Annotated in this window: 19 protein-coding genes; 15 read left to right on the top strand and 4 right to left on the bottom strand. The window is 48.4% G+C overall.

What is annotated here, in order from left to right:
* Positions 1–87 precede the first annotated feature (87 nt).
* The gene (locus PP769_RS07310) at positions 88–774 is read right to left on the bottom strand and encodes an O-methyltransferase (RefSeq protein WP_312646326.1); all 687 of its coding nucleotides are present in this window, start codon (positions 772–774) and stop codon (positions 88–90) included.
* A gap of 285 nt (positions 775–1059) precedes the next feature.
* On the opposite strand from PP769_RS07310, the gene PP769_RS07305 reads away from it, so the two are divergent.
* Both PP769_RS07305 and PP769_RS07300 read left to right on the top strand, forming a co-directional pair.
* The gene (locus PP769_RS07305) at positions 1060–2622 is read left to right on the top strand and encodes a carboxypeptidase M32 (RefSeq protein WP_312646325.1); all 1563 of its coding nucleotides are present in this window, start codon (positions 1060–1062) and stop codon (positions 2620–2622) included.
* A gap of 165 nt (positions 2623–2787) precedes the next feature.
* Positions 2788–3114, top strand: a complete 327-nt coding sequence (locus tag PP769_RS07300; RefSeq protein WP_312646324.1) for a ComEA family DNA-binding protein — start codon at positions 2788–2790, stop codon at positions 3112–3114.
* Positions 3115–3240: 126 nt separating this feature from the next.
* Here PP769_RS07300 and PP769_RS07295 read toward each other — a convergent pair whose 3' ends face one another.
* On the bottom strand, positions 3241–3801 hold the full coding sequence (locus tag PP769_RS07295) for a Panacea domain-containing protein (RefSeq protein ID WP_312646323.1): 561 nt from the start codon (positions 3799–3801) through the stop codon (positions 3241–3243).
* A 111-nt stretch (positions 3802–3912) separates the two neighbouring features.
* Between PP769_RS07295 and PP769_RS07290 the strand changes: the two genes are divergently transcribed.
* Both PP769_RS07290 and PP769_RS07285 read left to right on the top strand, forming a co-directional pair.
* Positions 3913–4347 (top strand): Fur family transcriptional regulator, encoded by a 435-nt coding sequence (locus tag PP769_RS07290; protein WP_312646322.1) that lies wholly within the window; start codon positions 3913–3915, stop codon positions 4345–4347.
* 333 nt (positions 4348–4680) lie between these two features.
* On the top strand, positions 4681–5340 hold the full coding sequence (locus tag PP769_RS07285) for a Spy/CpxP family protein refolding chaperone (protein WP_312646321.1): 660 nt from the start codon (positions 4681–4683) through the stop codon (positions 5338–5340).
* Between the two features lie 74 nt (positions 5341–5414).
* On the opposite strand, the gene PP769_RS07280 is transcribed toward PP769_RS07285, so the two are convergent.
* Positions 5415–6419, bottom strand: a complete 1005-nt coding sequence (locus PP769_RS07280) for an FAD:protein FMN transferase (protein ID WP_312646320.1) — start codon at positions 6417–6419, stop codon at positions 5415–5417.
* Between the two features lie 65 nt (positions 6420–6484).
* Positions 6485–7090, bottom strand: a complete 606-nt coding sequence (locus PP769_RS07275) for a hypothetical protein (protein WP_312646319.1) — start codon at positions 7088–7090, stop codon at positions 6485–6487.
* Between the two features lie 480 nt (positions 7091–7570).
* On the opposite strand from PP769_RS07275, the gene PP769_RS07270 reads away from it, so the two are divergent.
* The 11 genes from PP769_RS07270 (at position 7571) to PP769_RS07220 (ending at position 18471) form a co-directional block, all read left to right on the top strand.
* The gene (locus PP769_RS07270) at positions 7571–8968 is read left to right on the top strand and encodes a porin (protein ID WP_312646318.1); all 1398 of its coding nucleotides are present in this window, start codon (positions 7571–7573) and stop codon (positions 8966–8968) included.
* 351 nt (positions 8969–9319) lie between these two features.
* Positions 9320–9715, top strand: coding sequence for a DUF3576 domain-containing protein (locus PP769_RS07265; RefSeq protein ID WP_312646317.1), 396 nt, complete (start codon positions 9320–9322; stop codon positions 9713–9715).
* Positions 9697–10386 carry an FMN-binding protein gene (locus PP769_RS07260; protein WP_312646315.1) on the top strand — a complete coding sequence of 230 codons (690 nt, stop codon included), beginning with the start codon at positions 9697–9699 and terminating at the stop codon, positions 10384–10386. Before PP769_RS07265 ends, PP769_RS07260 begins: the two co-directional genes overlap by 19 nt.
* Positions 10387–10403: 17 nt before the next feature.
* Positions 10404–10916: an Aq_1264-related membrane protein gene (locus tag PP769_RS07255; protein ID WP_312646314.1), complete on the top strand. Its 513-nt coding sequence runs from the start codon at positions 10404–10406 to the stop codon at positions 10914–10916.
* A gap of 159 nt (positions 10917–11075) precedes the next feature.
* Entirely contained in the window at positions 11076–11390 is a 315-nt protein-coding gene (locus PP769_RS07250; RefSeq protein WP_312646313.1) for a hypothetical protein, read from the top strand.
* Positions 11391–11860: 470 nt separating this feature from the next.
* The gene (locus PP769_RS07245; protein ID WP_312646312.1) at positions 11861–13696 is read left to right on the top strand and encodes a hypothetical protein; all 1836 of its coding nucleotides are present in this window, start codon (positions 11861–11863) and stop codon (positions 13694–13696) included.
* 1378 nt (positions 13697–15074) lie between these two features.
* Positions 15075–15611, top strand: coding sequence for a redoxin domain-containing protein (locus PP769_RS07240; RefSeq protein ID WP_312646311.1), 537 nt, complete (start codon positions 15075–15077; stop codon positions 15609–15611).
* Positions 15612–15653: 42 nt separating this feature from the next.
* Complete coding sequence (locus PP769_RS07235) at positions 15654–15860, top strand: hypothetical protein (RefSeq protein WP_312646310.1); 207 nt, start codon at positions 15654–15656, stop codon at positions 15858–15860.
* A 187-nt stretch (positions 15861–16047) separates the two neighbouring features.
* Positions 16048–16308: a hypothetical protein gene (locus tag PP769_RS07230; RefSeq protein WP_312646309.1), complete on the top strand. Its 261-nt coding sequence runs from the start codon at positions 16048–16050 to the stop codon at positions 16306–16308.
* Positions 16309–16724: 416 nt separating this feature from the next.
* Positions 16725–17255, top strand: a complete 531-nt coding sequence (locus PP769_RS07225; protein ID WP_312646308.1) for a hypothetical protein — start codon at positions 16725–16727, stop codon at positions 17253–17255.
* A 55-nt stretch (positions 17256–17310) separates the two neighbouring features.
* Positions 17311–18471 (top strand): PIN/TRAM domain-containing protein, encoded by a 1161-nt coding sequence (locus PP769_RS07220; protein ID WP_312646306.1) that lies wholly within the window; start codon positions 17311–17313, stop codon positions 18469–18471.
* Positions 18472–19346: the final 875 nt, after the last annotated feature.

Genomic DNA, 19346 nt, shown 5'->3' with positions numbered 1-19346 from the left:
GTCTGATTTACCTTGTCCTGTGTGATTGCCGCTGGATCGGATTCGCTGAGAAACCTGTCAGTGCGAGAAGCATTTCTGAGAAATGTTTTATTGTTGAACTTGCTGTTGCGTCTGACGGTTTCCTCTTAAAAAGGATTGCGGCTTAATCAGGAATATCCCATCGCGAATGGTCAACAGAACTGCTGAGACCCGCGGCTCGGCATGCACCACTCGATTGAGTTCCTGAATGGCCGCCGTATTGGTATCCGGAGCAGGATGTGTCAGCACATCTCCATTCCACAGAACATTATCAATGAGAATGACGCCATGATCCGATATCAACTCCAATGCCTGACGAAAATAATTCACATAGTTGGCCTTGTCGGCATCGATGAAGATCAGGTCAAACGTTCCAGTCACTGTCGCCATCGTTTCCAGGGCGGGGCCGAGGCGAAGGTGAATCTTCGTCCCATGAGCGCTCTGAGCCCAATACCGTTTGGCCATAGCCGTGGAATCAGGGTCGATGTCGCAGGTAATCACCATCCCATCATCCGGAAGACATTCCGCCATACAGAGGGCGCTGTAGCCCGTAAAGGTACCGATTTCCAACACCCGCCTGGCTCCCACACTCAACGCCATGACCTTTAAAAATGCGCCTTCCAATGGACCGACCACCATCTGGGGGCAGTCCATGTTTCGATACGTTTCCTCACGAAGTCGCCGACACACCTCCGATTCCGGCAAGGAGTGCGCTTCGGCATAAGCTTCAATGTCCGGCAGCACCAAGGATTTCATGTTGTACCCCCTTTGCAGTCAACTCATCGCCTCACGATTGATTTTCAATGACCCACATTGTCCTTCCCTTCATCCTCCTGCCGCAAGCCATCCCCTCCATTCTCTTAATTTTTCCTCTCTCTTGCTTGGTCCGTCTTTCTGTGTCCGGGCCAATGGTCACAGGCTTCCACGCCCGGCCGGGTCTTTTCACTCATCAGCGAATGCTTCTTGCCAATTTCTTAAGAGCTACCTTACAGTGGTCCGGTTATCCGCTGAAATTGTTACCACTTTTTGAGGTACCCGCCCATGTCCGCTGACGTTGCTCTTGATCCCCTGAAACAGACCTTGCGACAGATCCATCACCTGCATGATGCCGCAGCCGTGCTCTCCTGGGATCAGGAGACCTATATGCCTCCAGGAGGAGGAGCGGTTCGCGCGGAGCAACTGGCCACTCTTCAAACGCTGGCCCATGACCAGTTTGTTTCGCCTGAGATGGAATCCCTGCTTGGAACGTTTGTGGATCTCTCCACCGGCACGCTTCATTCTCAGCATGCGTCCGCCATGGACGAACCCTCGCAAGCTCTTCTTCGCGAGACCTGGCGGGACTTTTCCCGTGCGAAAAAATTGCCGTCGGCCTTCGTCAACCAGCTTGAGCGGGAATGTTCTTTGGCGCAACAAGTATGGGCGGAGGCCAGGAAGACGAATGACTTCCAACGGTTTCTGCCGAATCTGCAACGAGTCGTGAAACTCAAGCAACAAGAGGCGGACTATTTGGGTTACGCGGATTCTCCCTATAATGCGTTACTCGACACCTACGAACCGGGATCGACCGTGGCCCAATTACGTCCACTCTTTGCCACCTTGCGGACGGAGCTGATTCGTTTGCTGGACCACATACGACAGTCCCCTGTCCAACCCAATACCCAACTCCTGACACAATCGTATGAGCACACCCCACAGATGGACTTTGGCCGGCTTGTGCTCAAGCACATGGGCTATGATTTTCAACATGGACGCCTGGATTTGTCGGAGCATCCGTTTACGACGGCGTTTCATCCAACCGATGTGCGGGTGACTACCCGCGTCTTCGAAACGGATCTCCCCTCCTGCCTCTTTAGCTGTATCCACGAAGGAGGGCATGGCCTCTACGAACAAGGGTTACCCGCAAAACAATATGGCACTCCATTGGGTGAAGCCATTTCTCTGGGTATTCATGAAAGCCAATCCCGTTTATGGGAAAATTGCGTAGGACGGTCTCGCGCGTTTTGGCAATATTTTTACCCGAAACTTCAAGAGGTGTTTCCCACACAGTTGGGGCAAGTCAGTGCAGAAGATTTCTATCTGGCGATCAACCGGGTGGCCCCGTCGTTTATTCGGGTCGAAGCCGATGAACTGACGTACAACCTGCACATCATGGTGCGATTTGAAATTGAGCTGGATATCATTGAAGGCCGTTTGTACGTTGATGATCTGCCGGAAATCTGGAATGCCAAAATTCAGGAATACCTGGGGATCGCGCCTTCCTCCGATGCAGAGGGTGTGCTGCAGGACGTGCACTGGTCCTTTGGGACCTTTGGCTATTTCCCCACATATACGCTTGGGAATCTGTATGCGGCCATGCTATTTCAGCAGGCACACAAGGATCTTCCGGACCTCGACCAGGCCATCAGCCAAGGTAACTTGCTTCCATTGAAAGGCTGGCTGAATGATAAGGTGCATCGTTGGGGACGACAGTATACGGCAGCCGATTTAATCACCCGTGTGACTGGGCAGGCCCTGACTCCTGAACCCTTTATTCAAGACCTCAGACAGAAATTCGGCACCTTGTATCAATTTCCGACAACCGTTCCTCCGTCTTCACCTCAATAAATTTTCACATTTATTGGACTTTTGACGCTTCCAAGATACCACCTTCGACAGATTGCCCTTCAATCGTACTTCTCCCTAGCCTCACTCATTCATTCGTGGCCTTCTCCCCGTGAAAGGGAAGAACAGCAACGACGCGTTTCAACCATTTTCAAAGGAGCGTGTGCCGTGAGGCTTCATTTACAACAAGTTTCGGTCTTCATGTTTGCTCTGGTTCTTTCCGTTGGCCTGTTGTTCCCCATGTCCTGGGCAGAAGCTACCGTGAACAAGATTGACATTAACACTGCCAGTCTTGAACAACTCGAAGCCGTCAAAGGCGTGGGACAGGATATCGCCCACAACATCCTCGCCTACAAAAAAGATCATGGCGCCTTTAAATCATTCGATGATCTGGGGAAAGTGAAGGGCGTGGGGAAGGTCAGACTGGAAGCGCTACGGGATACCTTTACCGTCGGCTCAACAGCTTCTCCTGAAGAAGCCTCGTCCACCAAGTAATCTCAGAATTTTCAATTCACAAAACCGAGGCCGGACCCTTGTTCGGCCTCGGGACCTCTTATGCTCTCCTTACCTTTAATAAATTGCACAGCCAGGATACCCCGTCATCCGGATGTCGGCGGAGCCTTAATAGCCCATCGCCGTATTTAAGGATTTTACCTGGGCGGAGGAAAGCGTGATGGTTTCGGTCGCTTCAATTCGGGAGGGCACCAGCATAATGGTGTGGAATGAAATATCTCGGATGGCAAGTTTTTGCTCGGGATTATCAGCAGGACCTAATTCCACTGCCTCCACGGCACTCATGATGGCGCTGGTATCCATAGGCCCATATTTCTCAACCACCGTGTGAATAATTTCCATGACCTGTTGATTGGATTCGGGTTCCTTCATAATCTTCTCAACCAAGCCCACAACCCTCTCAGCCTGTTCCGTCACATCAAAATTCTCTATCCGTTCCTTTCTACGCAAAAAGAGCAAATCATTATCCACATCTTTGCTAAAGGCCCCATAGGGAAATCGGACAAATTCAAAATGCAACCCTTTCAATCCTTTCCCCAACATTTGCAATTCACAGAGGAATAATAATTGTTGAAGCTTCACGTCACTCATCAGACCCATGGATTCGGTCAAATGCAACGTATAAATCAGCAAAGCGCGGTCACCGGTCACTTCTGAGGGTTTTCTCATAGGTACTCCCTAAATTTCTCTACCAACACCCAAACAGAAAAAATAATTCTTGATTACCCAGGATGATTGGGGTTTAATATATTTCTTCTTCATCTTACGAAAGATTTCACCATGTCTAAACCGGTCAAAGAACTCGAAACACTCAAGAATCATCTCCAAAAAAACAGCCTCAAACTGACTCGTCAACGCGAGTTAATTCTGACGACCTTTCTCAAAATGGAGCATGTCACTGCCGAGCAGTTATATCATATCCTCGCCAAAAAAGACCCGCATATTGGCCTGGCCACTATCTATCGCACGCTCAAATTGTTCTGTGAAACCGACCTGGCACAGGAACGCCATTTCGGCTCACAAACGCAATTCGATAATGTGTCTCATAAGGGTCATCATGATCACCTCATTTGCACCTCCTGCGGAAAAATAGTCGAATTTCAAAATTGCCAAATCGAAAATTTACAAGAAGAGGTGGCGAGAAAAAACGGCTTTATCATTCAAACTCATAAGCTGGAACTGTACGGTCTTTGCAATACCTGCCAAAAGGACTGATGAGGCTGGCTCTCGCTTTTCCTTCGTCCACAGCTTTTTCCTTTTGATAACGAATACTTTTCAAATTGAGATTGGTTCGACCCCTTATCGAACCAAAAACTACCTCACCCGCGGGCTCATCTCCCTTCCCTGTCAACCGAAGCAGAGCCTCAGTTCAATGGGGGTTGTGTAACCTCTTGAATTTTTGAGATAAGATAGACACGCACGTGCTACATTTCCGGCATTCCCGTGTATAATACGAATGAGTCAGGGAACTCACAGATTATCATGATTTGTCCCCTCATTTTTTCTATCACCATAGCGTTTTTCTCTTCGCGAAAGGAGGCTGTTCACATGACCATTACCGGCAACACCACACACAAACGAATGATTCCACTCTGGTCCGGTGTCTTGTCCTTAATTCTAGGATTCCCTGCTATGGGATTAGCTACGGGATATGGAGGAGATGCGCACCACCCATCCGGGTCCAGCACATCCCCCCACGGAGCAGGAGCCTATGGCCATGGCCAGGTTCATCATGGCACGAGCATGTCGGGAGGCTATGGCACAGGAGGAAGTGCCCACAAATCAGGACATGGGCCTCATCAAAGTGCCTCTGAATTTATCGAACACATATTGAAATTCAAAGAAGGCATGGCCCTTACCGAGGATCAGGTCACCAAACTTCAGACGATTAAAACCGATTTCGAAAAAAACAAAATTAAAATGAAAGCTGACATGCAATTGACCAGCTTGGATTTGCACGAATTATTGCGGAATGACCAAGGGGACTTGGGCGCTGTTGAATCGAAGCTAAAGAGTCTCTATGAGATTCGTGCAGGCCTTTACCTGGCATCAGTAAAAGCCGGGCGGGACGCCAAGGCCGTATTAACGGACGAGCAACGCTCCCGCATGAAAGCGGTCCATGATCGCATCAATGCCCATCAGGATGGCGGAATGACGAAAGGTCATCCAGGCGGGTATTCCCACCATTCCAAGGACAAACAAGGCTAAGCAGCCCACGTCTATGCGCAAAACAAAAAGGAGGCTTCATGCCTCCTTTTTTTGATTGAATGTTGAAGACGTTGTTACGGCTCGAGGCTTAAGCGGTTCTTCAGACCCGATGAGACAAACACGGTGCCTTCCTGATTGACAATCACTCCTTCAACATCCGGCAAAGACTCAATGAGGGCCATTCCCTGGTCAGGACCCATGACAAATATGCCGGTGTCCAACCCATCGGCCATGACACCATCCTTGGCTATGACTGTGACACTTTGACAACCCTGAGCCGGATAAAGGGTCTTGGGATCAAGGATATGGTGAAAGCGAACCCCGTCTTTCATAAAATACCGTTGATAATCTCCCGCAGTGGAGACCGCTTCATCTTCCAACTCAATCCGCCCTAAAACGTGACCCTGCTCCTTTCGGGGATGCTGGATACCAAACACGAAGCGTTGCGTATCCGGCATCCGTCCGAAGGTCTTAATATCCCCCGACAAAGCAACCACGCCTGCCGTCGCGCCTGCCGTACGCATCACTCGGGCAGCGAGATCGGCCGCATACCCTTTCCCGATCCCTCCAACATCAATGGACATTCCAGGACGCCTCAACCACACACTTCGCGTTGTTTCATCCAATTGCACGTTTGATAACTCTATTTGCGGGCGAAGCGCTTCCAGATCTTCCTGGGACGGAACATGCCCTTCCCGACTGACATCCCATGCATTCACCGCCGGACCAAGGGCGATATTGAACCCTCCCTGCGTGAGTTTCGCCACCTCCAGCGATCGCGTGAGGACTTCAAAGGTTTCCTGACTCACCTGTATGGATTCCCGTCCCGCCGCAGCATTTACCTGTGATAATTCACTGGTTGGAATCCAGGTGCTCAGCAACTCTTCTAATCGCCGGATTTCATCAAGCCCCGCTTTAACCGCCCTCTGCGCAATCCTCTCATCTGCTCCAACCGCCGTGACAAACACCACGGTTCCCATCAGCATCTGACTGCGCTTCACCAAGTGAGGCGTGCCCTGGCAGCCCGCCAGGAAGAGAATCAAAAAGCAGAGTCCAAGGATATTCTGCAGTCGCCCCATGGTAAATCTCCTATCTTTAACAATAACGTTGATGACAGACCAGCCGGAATACCGCTTGAGAGAATTTATGTGGAATTATGGCGATTGAAGTATCGGAATCTGGGGTAGGGCGTGACTTCGAACAATCGTGCCCGTAACAGGGAAGGTTCCGCCAGGGAGGACAGGACCACAGTGGGAGAAAGAGAGGGATAGCGAACCGTCAATTCCACGATGGCTTTTACTGATTCGGAGACAATGGTTACCTCTAACTCTCTTGTGTAATTCGGAGGGTCAACCTGGAATCGCCAACCGCCGAGATACACCACTCCCTGGTCAGGAACCTCGAAGGTTAACGGAACTTCCGCACTGGATCGAAATACGCCTTCCTGAATAAATACCCGGGTCACTTGATACCGCCCTGGCTTCAAGGACAGAAAAAAATAGGAGGAAGACGCCTCAATATCGATACGATACCGCCTTTGACCATCCCTGGAACTCAATTCAAGGGAAGCTAATTCCGGAATATAAATTCTTCCGGATGGCTCTTCCTGCCATACGTGAATGTGTCCGAAAACCAGGGGCTCTGTGAGATCTTCTTGAGAAGGATGAGACGGGAGCTGATACGCGCATCCCATACTCATTCCAACAAGCAACCCTAGAACCGCTAGAAAACAAGCACGAACATTCAGCATGGCCATCCCGTCATCATACCGCCTATCTTCTCCACAAACTGACACAGACTAAAAAAAATTACGAAAAAAATGGGGCCGTCTTGACAGAAACCAAACTCATGGGGTATTTAAGGACCTTATTAATAACAGTTATCAATTTCAAAATTAACAATAATTACATTCAACATCAAGATGACTCAAGGAACTGAAATAGCTTCTCCATGCACCACCACCTCAGAAGCACGCTGTCATTGCGGGCAACTGATGGCCATCTTAAAAAAAGATGGAGTGGAATTGAAATGCAAACGCTGCAAACGTCTTGTTTTCATTCCCTTTACCGTATTGAGTGACTAATGAGGAGGCTGATCCTCTTCGCTCCTGAATATGCGGTGTGCTCCGATTCCCGGTTTTTCATGAGTTCCTTCCATTGAGGACCCAGAGTCCCCTACTCTTTTCCTGAGGACCTCCGCGTCCCAATCCTATATTAGGAGGTTTTCATTCATGAAAAAGTTCACAATCGGGGTCCTCATGGCCCTCTCTGTGTTTTCAATTTCTCCGGCCTTCTCCGCTTCAGGTGATGAAGCACTGACGCCGGCTCAACAGGAAGCGGTTCGGCAAGCAGTCCAAGACTATCTGCAAGGACAAGGGACCCCAGAGGCAGCCAGGCCACCGATGCCCCAACCAGGAACCGCCCCGGACCCACCAGATTCTGGGAAAAACCTTCAGGACCTTGGCGCCATTAAAGGGAAGCGTCAAAAAGCCGATTCCTCCATGCAAGGGTCAGGAGGTCTGATCTATGCCCGTCCATTCGTCTCTTCTCCCAAGGCCATCGTCGGCGGTTACATGGACATCGAATACTTCAACCGGGCCAATCAAGGAAACAGTTATTTTGATCAACACCGGTTGGTACCCTTCATATACGGGGACATCAGCGAGCGTGTGAAATTCGCGGCGGAAATTGAATTCGAGCATGGAACCAACGACATAAAGGTGGAATTTGCCACTATCGACTATCTTGTACAAGAACCCTTTAATGTGCGGGCGGGCATCATCCTGGTTCCTCTTGGAAAATTCAATCTCCTGCATGACGCCCCACTCCGTGATCTCACCGAACGGCCACTCGTGAACCAACGGATTATCCCGACAACGCTTCACCAACCTGGTGTTGGAGCCTACGGCACATTCTATCCCACGGCTCTCTCAAAGCTGGATTACGAATTCTACGTCACCAACGGATTCACCAATGCCTTTGGAGGGAATGGAAATCCTAATAACACGTCGAATATCAATCAAACAAACGGAATACGCAGTGCGAGATCAGATAGTACGAGCTTTGACAATAACAACGGCAAATCCATCATGGGACGTGTCGCGTTCAGCCCCGTTTTGGGGGTGGAAGTTGGTGGTTCCGGATTTTACGGGAATTATGGCACGAATAAGGATGACCAATTGGCCATTTGGGCTCTGGATTGGACCTTCCAACGAGGCCCATTTGAACTCATCGGGGAAAGTGCGTGGGCTTACGTCAAGGACAATGACCTCAATCAAGACGGAACCCGGAACGGCAATCCACGCAGAATGCAAGGGTATTACATACAAGGAAATTACCATTTCCTTCCGGAATTTTTAACCAGAATGGCCCCCACCTTCTTCAAACAGGAGGTCTCTACATTCACTGCTGTAGTCCGCTGGGAACAAATGAATCTGGGACAGGACTTAAATGATAACACCGAAGCCGGGAAATTGGGGGAATGGCAGCGCTGGACCTTCGGCCTAAACTTCCGTCCCACCGAAGATACGGTCTTTAAAGCCGACTTCCAATACACTCCGGTCGGTCGAAGTGGGAATGAACGTATACACGACACGGCGTTCGTGGCATCCATGGCCACGTATTTCTAAGAGTTTTCTTTAAGGGGGGACAGGAAAACAGAGAGAAAAGGCTAAGCCTTTTCTCTCTGTTTTTTATTTTTAACCAGTATCGAAATAAATGGTCCGCATCAGACCAGAGATCAATAACTTCCTGGTTGACCGCCTTGAACATCGGGTGATACAATTCGATATTATTTATCATAATGAGAATCATATTCAAATAAATCGAAAATCATTCTCGTTTTTCAATTCATCCATCTCGATCTTTCTCTCATATTGTTTTTTATGTTGACCCTTTCTTTTTCTTCCCTGATTCGTGGAATCTCGATTTTTACATGCCCCATGTTTTTTCTGAGCTGCGCTTTCCTTTCCGGTCAGGACATGATTGTCGATCGATACATGGCCTGTCCAATTGATTCCGTATGGAATTCCTCCCTTGAAACCCTCAGGGCCTATCCCGTGACTAAGAAAGACAAGTCCAACGGGGTGATCGAAACCGGATGGCGGGTGGAATATGTGGAAGGCGCTAAGTATGGCCTTTTCCAACGGGAAGGCATGGGGGACAAGGAGCGATCGCAACTGACCCTGACCCTGAGGCCCCTCGATTCCAATGCCGTGCGACTCCAAATTGCCGAACGGCGGCAACATTGGGGATTCCGTGGGGGCGCCAGGCTTTATGATTGGTATCCGGTCGAACCATCACAACAAGCCGTGAATCTCATTTTAAACAACTTAACCGAAAAACTTGAGGCTGAAGGATGTTTCATCGAATCTTAAACATCGCTATTTTCGGGAGTCTTTTACTGGCGTATGCCCCTCAACCCTCCAATGCCGAAAATGACCAGATCTGGGATAATGAATTGAAGCGGTATTTGACTCCACAGGAAATGGTTCAGGAAGACGTTTACCTGACACCGGAAGAGGCTGCTAAATTAACACTTCCTGATTCCGATTCCATCCGCTTAGAGGTCATCACCCTCAACGAAAACCAGAAACGAATTATCGAAGAGCGAATCGGATGGCAATTTCCGGAATCGACCTTTGATTGTTATATTGGAGAAACGAATGGAAGGATCGATGGATGGGCTTTTGTCCAACATACCATCGGTAAGCATAAGCCGATGACCTATATGGTTGGCGTTGACCCCGATGGAGAAATCACCAACGTTGAAGTATTGGTCTACCGGGAATCACGGGGGAGCGAAGTTGGAAAGAAACGCTTTAATTACCAATACCAAGGAAAAACGATTGACGACCCCATTCGGATTAACCGGGATGTCATCAACATTTCCGGCGCCACCATGTCCGTGCGATCCATGAGTGCCGGCGTTAAACGCGCCCTCGTCCTGGCCCATGAACTTTATCTGCAATCCCAGAGTCAAAGCCCCCCCATCAATACAGCCAGTCGAGCGAACAAAGGTTTTTTAGAGTCCCTGCTGGGGTTCTAACTTCCTGCAAGAATGGAATGCGAAATTTTAATGCCCGCTTTCGGCTTCGTGATACCGACCGACATATCCGCTTAGTCTATACCTGGTTTCTCCTGCTGATGCTCGCTGGATTCATTTTCACCTTCTTTTGGGCTCATAGCATGACGGAGTTAAGCCTTAAAGGCCTCGCCGAACATTATCGGGGATCGGATGCAACTTTTGGTGAACCCATGCCGTTTGGTCAACTGGCCGAGACCACACACTTCCATCTGTTTACCATGCCGGTCACATTTATGATTTTGGTCCATGTCCTCTATCTCACGATGGTAAGCCCCACACTAAAAGTGGTTACGACATGGATGGCGTTTGTCGGAGTCACCCTGGATCTGGTTTCACCTTGGCTGATTGCCTATGTATCCCCAATCTTCACCATCGCCATGTTGACCGGAGACATCCTGATGGTTGTGGGATTTCTCATCATGTTCGTTATACCCATGTATGAAATGTGGTGGCAAAAATCCGCCTTTATGATGCCGGAGTCGGATGACTAACTTTTGCCATTTTCCTCGATTGGAGGAAGATTCTTTACCCGAACCGATGCCTGGAGGCGGGTCATTTCAACCACTAGTTGGCTTCAAACGGCTACTGGATTTTATGATGGAATGCGATAATAATTTTCTCACTCCATCGAATCAGACAGCCATACATTCATGAAAGAGGAACAGATTCTTCCTCCACATCCTACATGGGCCTGGTCAAGGGTTCCTTTGTATCATGGCTTTGGGAAATGGATAGGCATCAGCCTCTTTTCGATATTCCTTTCTGCCTGCGCACCAGATTTGTATTGGGCCAAACCAGACGCAGGCGAGGGGGAATTTGAACATGATCTGCGCTCATGTCGGCAAATCCTGATCAACGAAGTACATTCCGAGAATTCATTGAACCCATTCAGCAAAGGAATAACTGATGATTCCTTGGCACAATGCATGAACAGCAAGGGTTGGTTTTTGGCTGAAAAACCATAAATTCTGACTTTTGCCATGACTTATTTCCCCGATATCCCCGTGTTTGCCTTAACTTGTTTTCTGAAGATCTTCCAATAAGCGGCAGATTCCCATGGATGTTCTTCACACCGCATAAATGAAATTCGCTGCTGAATGAGGGCATTGATGATGCCAGAGTTTGACGACTAAGTACGTCTCACCATATTCCTAAGGCCCGAGACTTTTTGAGTCCAGAGCCCATGAGCGGTCATTGTCTGCTCATGGGCTTTTTTTGTGTCCAAGGATGGTATTGGGCTGATTCTTCATAAATCCCGAGGATGAATACTTTTCTATTCATCCTCATGCGGGCGAGGGGGTGGGTCTCCTCCTGTCCCCCTCGCCTCACTCCGCCTCAACACATGACGTGTGAGGATACATTCACAATTTATCCCAAAAGAGAGATCAGGGAGGATTTCTCCGAAGAGGGATTCATTTTAATGCGAGGTGCACCCATGAACGTCCATCGATTTATTTTATTCTCTTGCGTGCAGATCTTTTGTATTGCATTACTCACATCAACTCTATCCTTTTCCGTCAATGTCCCTCTGGTGTCAGCTCAGGAGGCCGAAGAAGCTGATCCACCGGAAGTCACCAACGGAGAACGGTTGTTTCTGGAAACTCGATTTGCTCAATTATTTAAAATCTTTCTGGATGACGGAGGCGATGTGAATGATCCCATGCCCCAAGGCGATCCCGCTCTCGACAAAGTGGCGAATTGGCAACTCCAGCCAGATCAATATGCCGATGGCCCGTTTGCCGGTCAATCTATGAACTGCCGGAGTTGCCATTTTGTCGATGAACTCCTCGATGTTCCGAACTACGGAATGAATACCTATTCGGATTTTGCACGACGGAGTCCTATTCCAGCCCGGGAAGATGGAAAATCCACCGCAGTTCGAAACGTGCCACCGCTTGTCAATTCTGCTCTCCCTCGACAAATGTTTTTTCTACACGCCGATGCTGAATTTCCGACCATGGTGGATTTGGTCAAAGGGACCCTGACCGGCCGGAACTATGGATGGCTTTCCGACGAGCAGGAAGCCGCCATCTCCCATATTGCCAGGATTATTCGAGAAGACTCGGGAACCGGAGATCTGGCGCAGGAGTTTGGCGGGCTATCCTATCGTGTTCTTTTCACCGGAACCGACTCATCTATTCCTCAAGAATTTCTGATCCCTGAAGATTTTCGCATAGAGGTTTCTCAAGCCACCGACCTACAACTTGTCCAGGCGGTTTCACAACTTATCGCCGCTTATACGGACCAACTTCTCTTCTCACAGGATGGCGAGGGAGGATTCAATCTTTCTCCTTATGATGTCTTTCTGGAAATCAACAGTTTCCCTCGTCAACCCGATAAGTGGGAATCTCCCAGTTCATATGCTCGTCGATTGCTTCAACAGATTAAATTTCTCGAGTCATACGATCCGCAAGATTATTCCCGATGGCCCTCAACATCTTCTCACGATGGCCCGACCCTTCGATTTGTTGAGAAAAATCCTCACACGGCAGATGGCAAGTTTCAGTTCCACGACCAACCCTTCACCTTTGGACCTCAGGAACTACAAGGGTTGAAAATATTTTTTGCTCAACAGGGTGGACACAAGCATCGTCATAAAGGCCGTCACATTCGGCCCAGTGACCAAGCCCAGGGAGGAATTGGGAATTGCATTGCATGTCATACGCCACCAAATTTCACCGACTTCCGATTTCACAACACGGGAATTGCCCAAACGGAGTATGAACGAATTCACGGGCCAGGAACTTTTTCCATACTGGATATTCCTGGATTGCATCAACGAAATAAGAATATCGAAGCCTACCTTCCTGCCACAGCAAAGCATCCTCATGCTCAAGAACCATTCCGCGCTATTCCCTCGCCAGACAACCCCCAATGGACCGATCTGGGAATTTGGAACATTTTCTGGAATTCTGATTTCCCCGAATCCCAGCTCCCAATTTGGTCCATCCTTTGCGAGGACGCCCTCAATGAACACTTTGGGGTATTTCGTGGGTTCCGGGCCTGTCAACCAGATCGACTCCTGCCGAGAGCTATTGGGGCTTTCAAAACTCCCGGCCTCCGGGATTTGAGCCATTCGGCTCCCTATAGTCACACCGGTATCGCCGATACGCTTGAAGATGTGATTCAGGGGTATATTACAAATTCGGATTTAGCGCGAAAGGGCATGCTTCGCAATGGTGATTCCCACCTGAAAAACATTGCCTTAATTCAAGAGGACATCCCGGCTTTAACGGCATTCCTACGATCCTTAAACGAAGACTACGAGTAAACGACAAACATTTCGCCTCAAACAAAACCTTTCACACGGTACTCTTCCAGCTGGAAGAAACTGAACTTTCTTAAGCCCACGGTGAGTCATTCAACGTGGGCTTGTTTTTTGCCCCCTTCATCTTGCAGGAAGCTTCTATCGCTTCCACCACTCGGATAGCCTAGAGCAGAAAATCACCTAAAGCCATACACCGGTAGGAACGTTTCTTTGAAGAAGATTCGCCCTGATTCTTTCCTCTTCCCAATCCGATTCAGTCCTCTGTTCATCATTTACGTGACTTGGTTTTCAATAAATGGCCCGAATAACCTTCACCTAGAGGCCGATTACAAGACACTCAGGGAGGTTGTGCCCATTAGTGGGAAAAGGCTTGAAGCATTGGCGACGGGTTGGCGCGGTGTTGGCAATATGAATAATCAAGTGACCGCCCATTCCCGGGAGAAGAAGAGCCCGATGGATAGCCCTTCTCCATAAGAAGGATGTTTATTGGTTCCGACAGAGTACATACATATCAACACGGTAAAAACCCAACCACAAATATCGTTCTCACCGAACTCATGGTTTGTTGCGGGCTAACGAATGCGATGTGTTTTCCTGAACCCTCTATATGAACTGAAAGAACTATGGCCGATTCAATCACTAGGTTCGGCAGCAAGGCCCTGGAAACCACCGCGCGACGAAATCCGGCTAGGAACTTTCTTGTGGTGTCTCGCTCTTGATCAAGCTACCCATCCGGAGGTTACGATGGAATATGTTCCCGGCCCTTGGTTATTCCTCCGGGTTGGGTCGCCTTTTTTCCTTATGGACTTTTAAGGAGGATGGCCAAGGTGTTCCCGGTACAATTGCCTGATTTTCATTCGGTCCTAAGTGGTTCACATCGTGACCAGCTGTTTCGCACAGGAGACTTGGGTATCTTGAAAAGTCATGGGCCATACCGATTTCCACCAATTTAAAATGCCACCAGCCTCATAAAATCCCCTCGTCCTTCCATCCGGGCAAAACACCTGGCCAAATATCCTGCAGCAACAGATGAAGAACCCCACCGCAAAAAACCTTCTGACTTAAAGAGAATCGCTTCATTTAGTTTATAGATCCAATACATGGCTTTTCTGCCCTTTGGAGAAAAGCTGAAATAGTAATTTTAATTTTTTTATTGAAAATATAAATGATTTTCATTATCATTATATATTACGACAATCTGTTTCCATTCGGTGAAATCCAGCCCAGACAAAATGCCGATGAACGCAAACAATCATACATACGAAAAAAGTTTCAGGGCGAGCGAACTACCCAGTACACAAAAAGGTTGGGTCTCTTTTCCTCCTCCGGGGCACCCAACCCTAAATTTAGTCGGAGGACACAAACAATGGAGGCTATCCCCATGAACATAGGACATTCCACCCTGCCACACATGAGAGTTCCTGCACTGCTGAAGGGAAATATGATTGATTTGGATCTAGCGAGCTTAGAAGGACAATGGGGCATATTGTGTTGCCCTCCCAAACTTGAATTTTGCGATGCCGTGTTTCTCAATCAGTTTCGCAGAACCGTCCAAAAACAGGGCGCCCTTTTATTGGGTATGCAACACCCCGCCCACTTGTTTCGCGGATCGCACCTCCACACAATTAAAATCCTTTCCATCCCCTTGTTAATTGACTCAACACAACGTTTAGGTCGAGCCCTGGGCTTATGGAGTGGACCTCCCTTTAATCAATGCCAGACCTTCATCTTTGACCCAGAGGGAGTAATCAGAGACCGACGGAGCCATTTGTTCAATTGGCATGGCATGACCCGCCTTTTGGGCATGTTGAAAAAATGTCAGAATTTTTCGTTTCAGCCTGCTCAAGAACAAAACGATAATCCTGCTACCACCAATTTCATGTTTGCCAAACAGGATCTGAACCCAACCCTTTGCTGATACGCACTTGCAAATTAACCTCATACCACTCAGGAGACACTTATGGCATCAAGTCAACAACTCAAGCTGAGCGTCTGTGACTGTAGTCGTGTTCATCTCACCTATGGATCGATTACCCTTCATTTCCAGAAAGAAGAGTTCCTCGCCTATGCAACGCAATTAACCAGAATGGCGGCTCAGGTATCAAATACCACTGGGTTTCGAAGAGCACCCAGCCTCGCTGACGCAAAAGCTACTACTTGTCATTGAGTTAAACATTCGCCATCCATCAAGTACGTTCAAAGAGAACGTACTTGATGACTCTTAATCTGGTAATGGAATCCAAGGAACATCTCATGAAACGAGACTCATTTATCGTCGAAGGGGAAAAGCCCGTGTTCATCAGTTTGTCGGTATCCTTGGGAATCGTTTTTCTCAGCATCATTGGTCTGTGGGCATGGCCCCGAATCATACTGCTCATAAGCCAATGAGACCAGTTGGATGGACTGAAGAATGGGAAAGTTGGCTGCAGATCTGTTTAATGAATTTGATCGGTTTTGGTTGGCAAAGCTTAATCATGGCCAATGTTCAAGCGGGAGATCCGATTCATGCCATGTTTTGCGATTCCTTCCCAATGACCTCACGTCCATTACCTAATGATCGTACGAAAGATGGTATTCCTGATTATTTTTTTCTTCACCCTTTTAAATGGTCGTGAGGGCCAATAACAGAGATGGGAGAAATTGAACGTCAAGCCGGCGAGGATGAGCAAGGTAGGTATGACCAGAATTAAGACGTCCCCTCTAACCAAACGTTTCAAAAAAGAAGAGGAAGCTTTTTATGCAAGCAGAATATTGTGACCGGATGGAATAGAGAATGACAGCCGTTACAACCCGTTAAACCTGGCCGAAAAAATTTTAATCCTTGCTTCTTGCTCAAATGAAAATCAACAAAATTGACAAATCTTTTTGTTTTTATGTATCATTAAATGATAATGATATTTGATATCAAAATCATAAAAAATCCAATTTTGGCACTCCAACCCGAATGCTCACGAATGTCCGGACGCAACATTGCAATGCCTAATTGACTCGGACCCAGAATGTTTTTACTGATTGTAAAGGAGGGAACAGCATGAAGATCGGAACACGGGCACCAATGTGGAAAACCCCATGCTTGCTAAATGGCAGATGGGAGTATCTTCCCCTGACAGCCTTTCAGGGAACCCAATTTGTGCTCTGCTCCTTACCTGCCTGTACTGAAAACGATGCATGGTTGCTGGAACAACAGCTCAACCGGTTTCATGCAGAAAAGGTCATGCTCGCGGCCTTAGTACCGAACAACGCGTTTCTTGGGAATTCCTGGTGTCGTCCTCCTCAGACTTTTGGTCTCCCCTTTTTGACTGATCCAATCAATCGTTTGGGACGTATCCTACACCTCGCAGCCTCTCTACCGCCCCATCGATGCGAAACATTATTTTTTGACCATCGCTGCTGCCTACAATTTCGCTTGTTCCATGACCTGAACCTTCGAGGTATCACCACCGTGCTGGAGGTTGCAGAAAGTGAATTCTGTCGGAGATCCGCCCAAGCTGATCCTAAGTCGAGGCTTAACTCCGACCATCTTCTGCAGCACTGTTCATCATTTGAGGCTCCAACAGGCTGAAACTCCTCCCCCAACGAGTGAATTTTGTACCGACCCTTGAAGGAGAAACTTTTAAATGATTGCGCCAGACTCTGCGTTTGCCTCCTTTTCAAAATCCCAATCTCTTTCCATTCATCAATGGATGTATCTCCTTTTTTGTCTAAGCGTGGGAATGTATGGTGGCCTTGGTCATGCTCCGTCTCAGTGGACCGATGCCCTTCCAAACATTGTTCTCTGGGGAGCCACAGGCTTAGCAGTCGGCTGCCTGGCTCTATGGTTAGAACGACATTTGACCGCATGTCACCGCTCTACCTTGATTGGTGGTAGTATTGGCCTCATCGTTGCCTTGGCGGGGATCGGTTTTGTATTGATCATGGGAATGGGAACAGGGCTGCTCGTGATGTCTTCTCTTACCCCGTGGATCGGGCTCCCTGTCTTTCTTCTCTGTCCGTACATCGGAATGATGGTTGGTATCCACATCTCCAACATCCTGTCACTGACCCCAAAAGCTGAACTACAAAGAAATTCCTCTCCTCACGGTTCGCTAATCCCATCGAACACCGTTCAAAAATTGCTGGATTCTAGCGCCATAATCGATGGCCGAATACTACCTCTCTGCACCACAGGCTTTTTGGAAGGTCCTTTCTTGGTTCCCAAAAGTATTCTGCATGAGCTCCAAACATTAGCCGACTCCGCTCACCCCTCTAAACGAATTAAGGGGAAGCGTGGGCTGGATATCTTATCCCAACTGCAGAAACTGCCCAATCTGGACGTGGTGATAATCGAGGATTGGGAACCCGACATATTAGCGGTTGACCATCAACTCATCGCCATAGCCAAAAACCGTGAAGCCAAGATCGTGACCAACGATTGGAATCTGGCAAAAGTCGCATCAGTTCAAGGTGTGTTCTCACTCAACGTGAACGATTTAACCTACCAATTACGCCCTTTGGTATTGCCTGGGGAAACCATACGTGTCTTCATTCACAAAGAGGGCCAGGGGCAGGAGCAGGGTATTGCCCATCTAGATGATGGAACGATGGTCGTCGTCGACCACGGTGCGACTCTGGTTGGTCAAGCGGTTGAGGTGGTGGTAACCCGTTTTATGCAAACGAACACGGGGCGAATGATTTTCTCAACTCCTCAGTCCAAAAACTCTCCTATGTTTGTCAATCTTCAACCACCTCTCAAGGTGGCTTCGGGATACTCTCGCAGCCTCGGGGAAGATCTTGGATGAGGACGGACAGATGGCACAATTACGCAACCACGATTTTATCATACGACATCAATATTTATTTACCATGAGGTCTACATTAACCAAACTGTCGGTCTATCCCGGAGAGGGCTCTTCTCCTCTCCAAGCTAGTGGGGGGCCCACCCGCACTCCTGGGTCCCCTACTTTCTTTGATGCTGACTTTTGACACGAATTACTTTAAGAAAGGAATCAACAATGTCATTCCAACGTTGTCCCCAATGCCAGAACAGTACACTTGCACCCACCGGAGCCTTTTGGTGCTGTACGAATTGCGGATCTGCCATTACTTCCCAGGCCTTAGCCGCCCTAAGGGAAACGGTCAAAACCAGAGGCCATCGGCACGCCCACGTCATCCATGAGATCGTCTAATGCTCTATTGGAGAAAATAGGTTATTTTTCAGAGAGGGTGAGTTCATCGCAACCACTGTGCCACGGCAGACCCCTGGTACCCCGTACGGAATGAGCCAATACCTGGACCTGACCAGTCTCATCTTTGCCCATGTCGCCACGAATGCGCTCGTGGCATAACTACCGATCCGGATCAAAGCCAAGGCTCTACCTTCTGATCTCTTGGATGAGGCGTCATTTTTCCACAATGGCCTATTTGTTATGAAGGTTAATCTGCGGGAATTCCTCACACACTTCTTCTCACGTAGAGAAATTCTTTCTGCATTCATCCTCTATTGTCCAATTGCACACTTCAAATGTTTGCGGCTACATCTAGTTATCAACCAGGGGAATTGGAGGAACATACCAGGCAGTGTGGCCAATCATTAATTCACAACCCTGACGATCAGGGAATTTCCGAAAACACTCTCCCGTGCATTTAAACCTTCTGAAGAATTTGTGACAATGCG

Origin of the sequence: Candidatus Nitrospira allomarina (assembly GCF_032050975.1) — a bacterium.
Lineage (GTDB): Bacteria > Nitrospirota > Nitrospiria > Nitrospirales > UBA8639 > Nitrospira_E > Nitrospira_E allomarina.
Note: the sequence above shows the minus strand (reverse complement) of the source record. Positions and strands in the feature narration are given on the sequence as shown.

Coding starts and splice junctions, on each gene's coding strand:
- PP769_RS07220 (WP_312646306.1), top strand. CDS start 17,311: ATGATTGCGCCAGACTCTGCGTTTGCCTCCTTTTCAAAATCCCAATCT.
- PP769_RS07245 (WP_312646312.1), top strand. CDS start 11,861: ATGAACGTCCATCGATTTATTTTATTCTCTTGCGTGCAGATCTTTTGT.
- PP769_RS07240 (WP_312646311.1), top strand. CDS start 15,075: ATGAACATAGGACATTCCACCCTGCCACACATGAGAGTTCCTGCACTG.
- PP769_RS07305 (WP_312646325.1), top strand. CDS start 1,060: ATGTCCGCTGACGTTGCTCTTGATCCCCTGAAACAGACCTTGCGACAG.
- PP769_RS07280 (WP_312646320.1), bottom strand. CDS start 6,419: ATGGGGCGACTGCAGAATATCCTTGGACTCTGCTTTTTGATTCTCTTC.
- PP769_RS07250 (WP_312646313.1), top strand. CDS start 11,076: ATGAAAGAGGAACAGATTCTTCCTCCACATCCTACATGGGCCTGGTCA.
- PP769_RS07310 (WP_312646326.1), bottom strand. CDS start 774: ATGAAATCCTTGGTGCTGCCGGACATTGAAGCTTATGCCGAAGCGCAC.
- PP769_RS07265 (WP_312646317.1), top strand. CDS start 9,320: ATGATTGTCGATCGATACATGGCCTGTCCAATTGATTCCGTATGGAAT.
- PP769_RS07270 (WP_312646318.1), top strand. CDS start 7,571: ATGAAAAAGTTCACAATCGGGGTCCTCATGGCCCTCTCTGTGTTTTCA.
- PP769_RS07285 (WP_312646321.1), top strand. CDS start 4,681: ATGACCATTACCGGCAACACCACACACAAACGAATGATTCCACTCTGG.
- PP769_RS07275 (WP_312646319.1), bottom strand. CDS start 7,090: ATGCTGAATGTTCGTGCTTGTTTTCTAGCGGTTCTAGGGTTGCTTGTT.
- PP769_RS07290 (WP_312646322.1), top strand. CDS start 3,913: ATGTCTAAACCGGTCAAAGAACTCGAAACACTCAAGAATCATCTCCAA.
- PP769_RS07255 (WP_312646314.1), top strand. CDS start 10,404: ATGCGAAATTTTAATGCCCGCTTTCGGCTTCGTGATACCGACCGACAT.
- PP769_RS07230 (WP_312646309.1), top strand. CDS start 16,048: ATGGCCCCGAATCATACTGCTCATAAGCCAATGAGACCAGTTGGATGG.
- PP769_RS07260 (WP_312646315.1), top strand. CDS start 9,697: ATGTTTCATCGAATCTTAAACATCGCTATTTTCGGGAGTCTTTTACTG.
- PP769_RS07295 (WP_312646323.1), bottom strand. CDS start 3,801: ATGAGAAAACCCTCAGAAGTGACCGGTGACCGCGCTTTGCTGATTTAT.
- PP769_RS07235 (WP_312646310.1), top strand. CDS start 15,654: ATGGCATCAAGTCAACAACTCAAGCTGAGCGTCTGTGACTGTAGTCGT.
- PP769_RS07225 (WP_312646308.1), top strand. CDS start 16,725: ATGAAGATCGGAACACGGGCACCAATGTGGAAAACCCCATGCTTGCTA.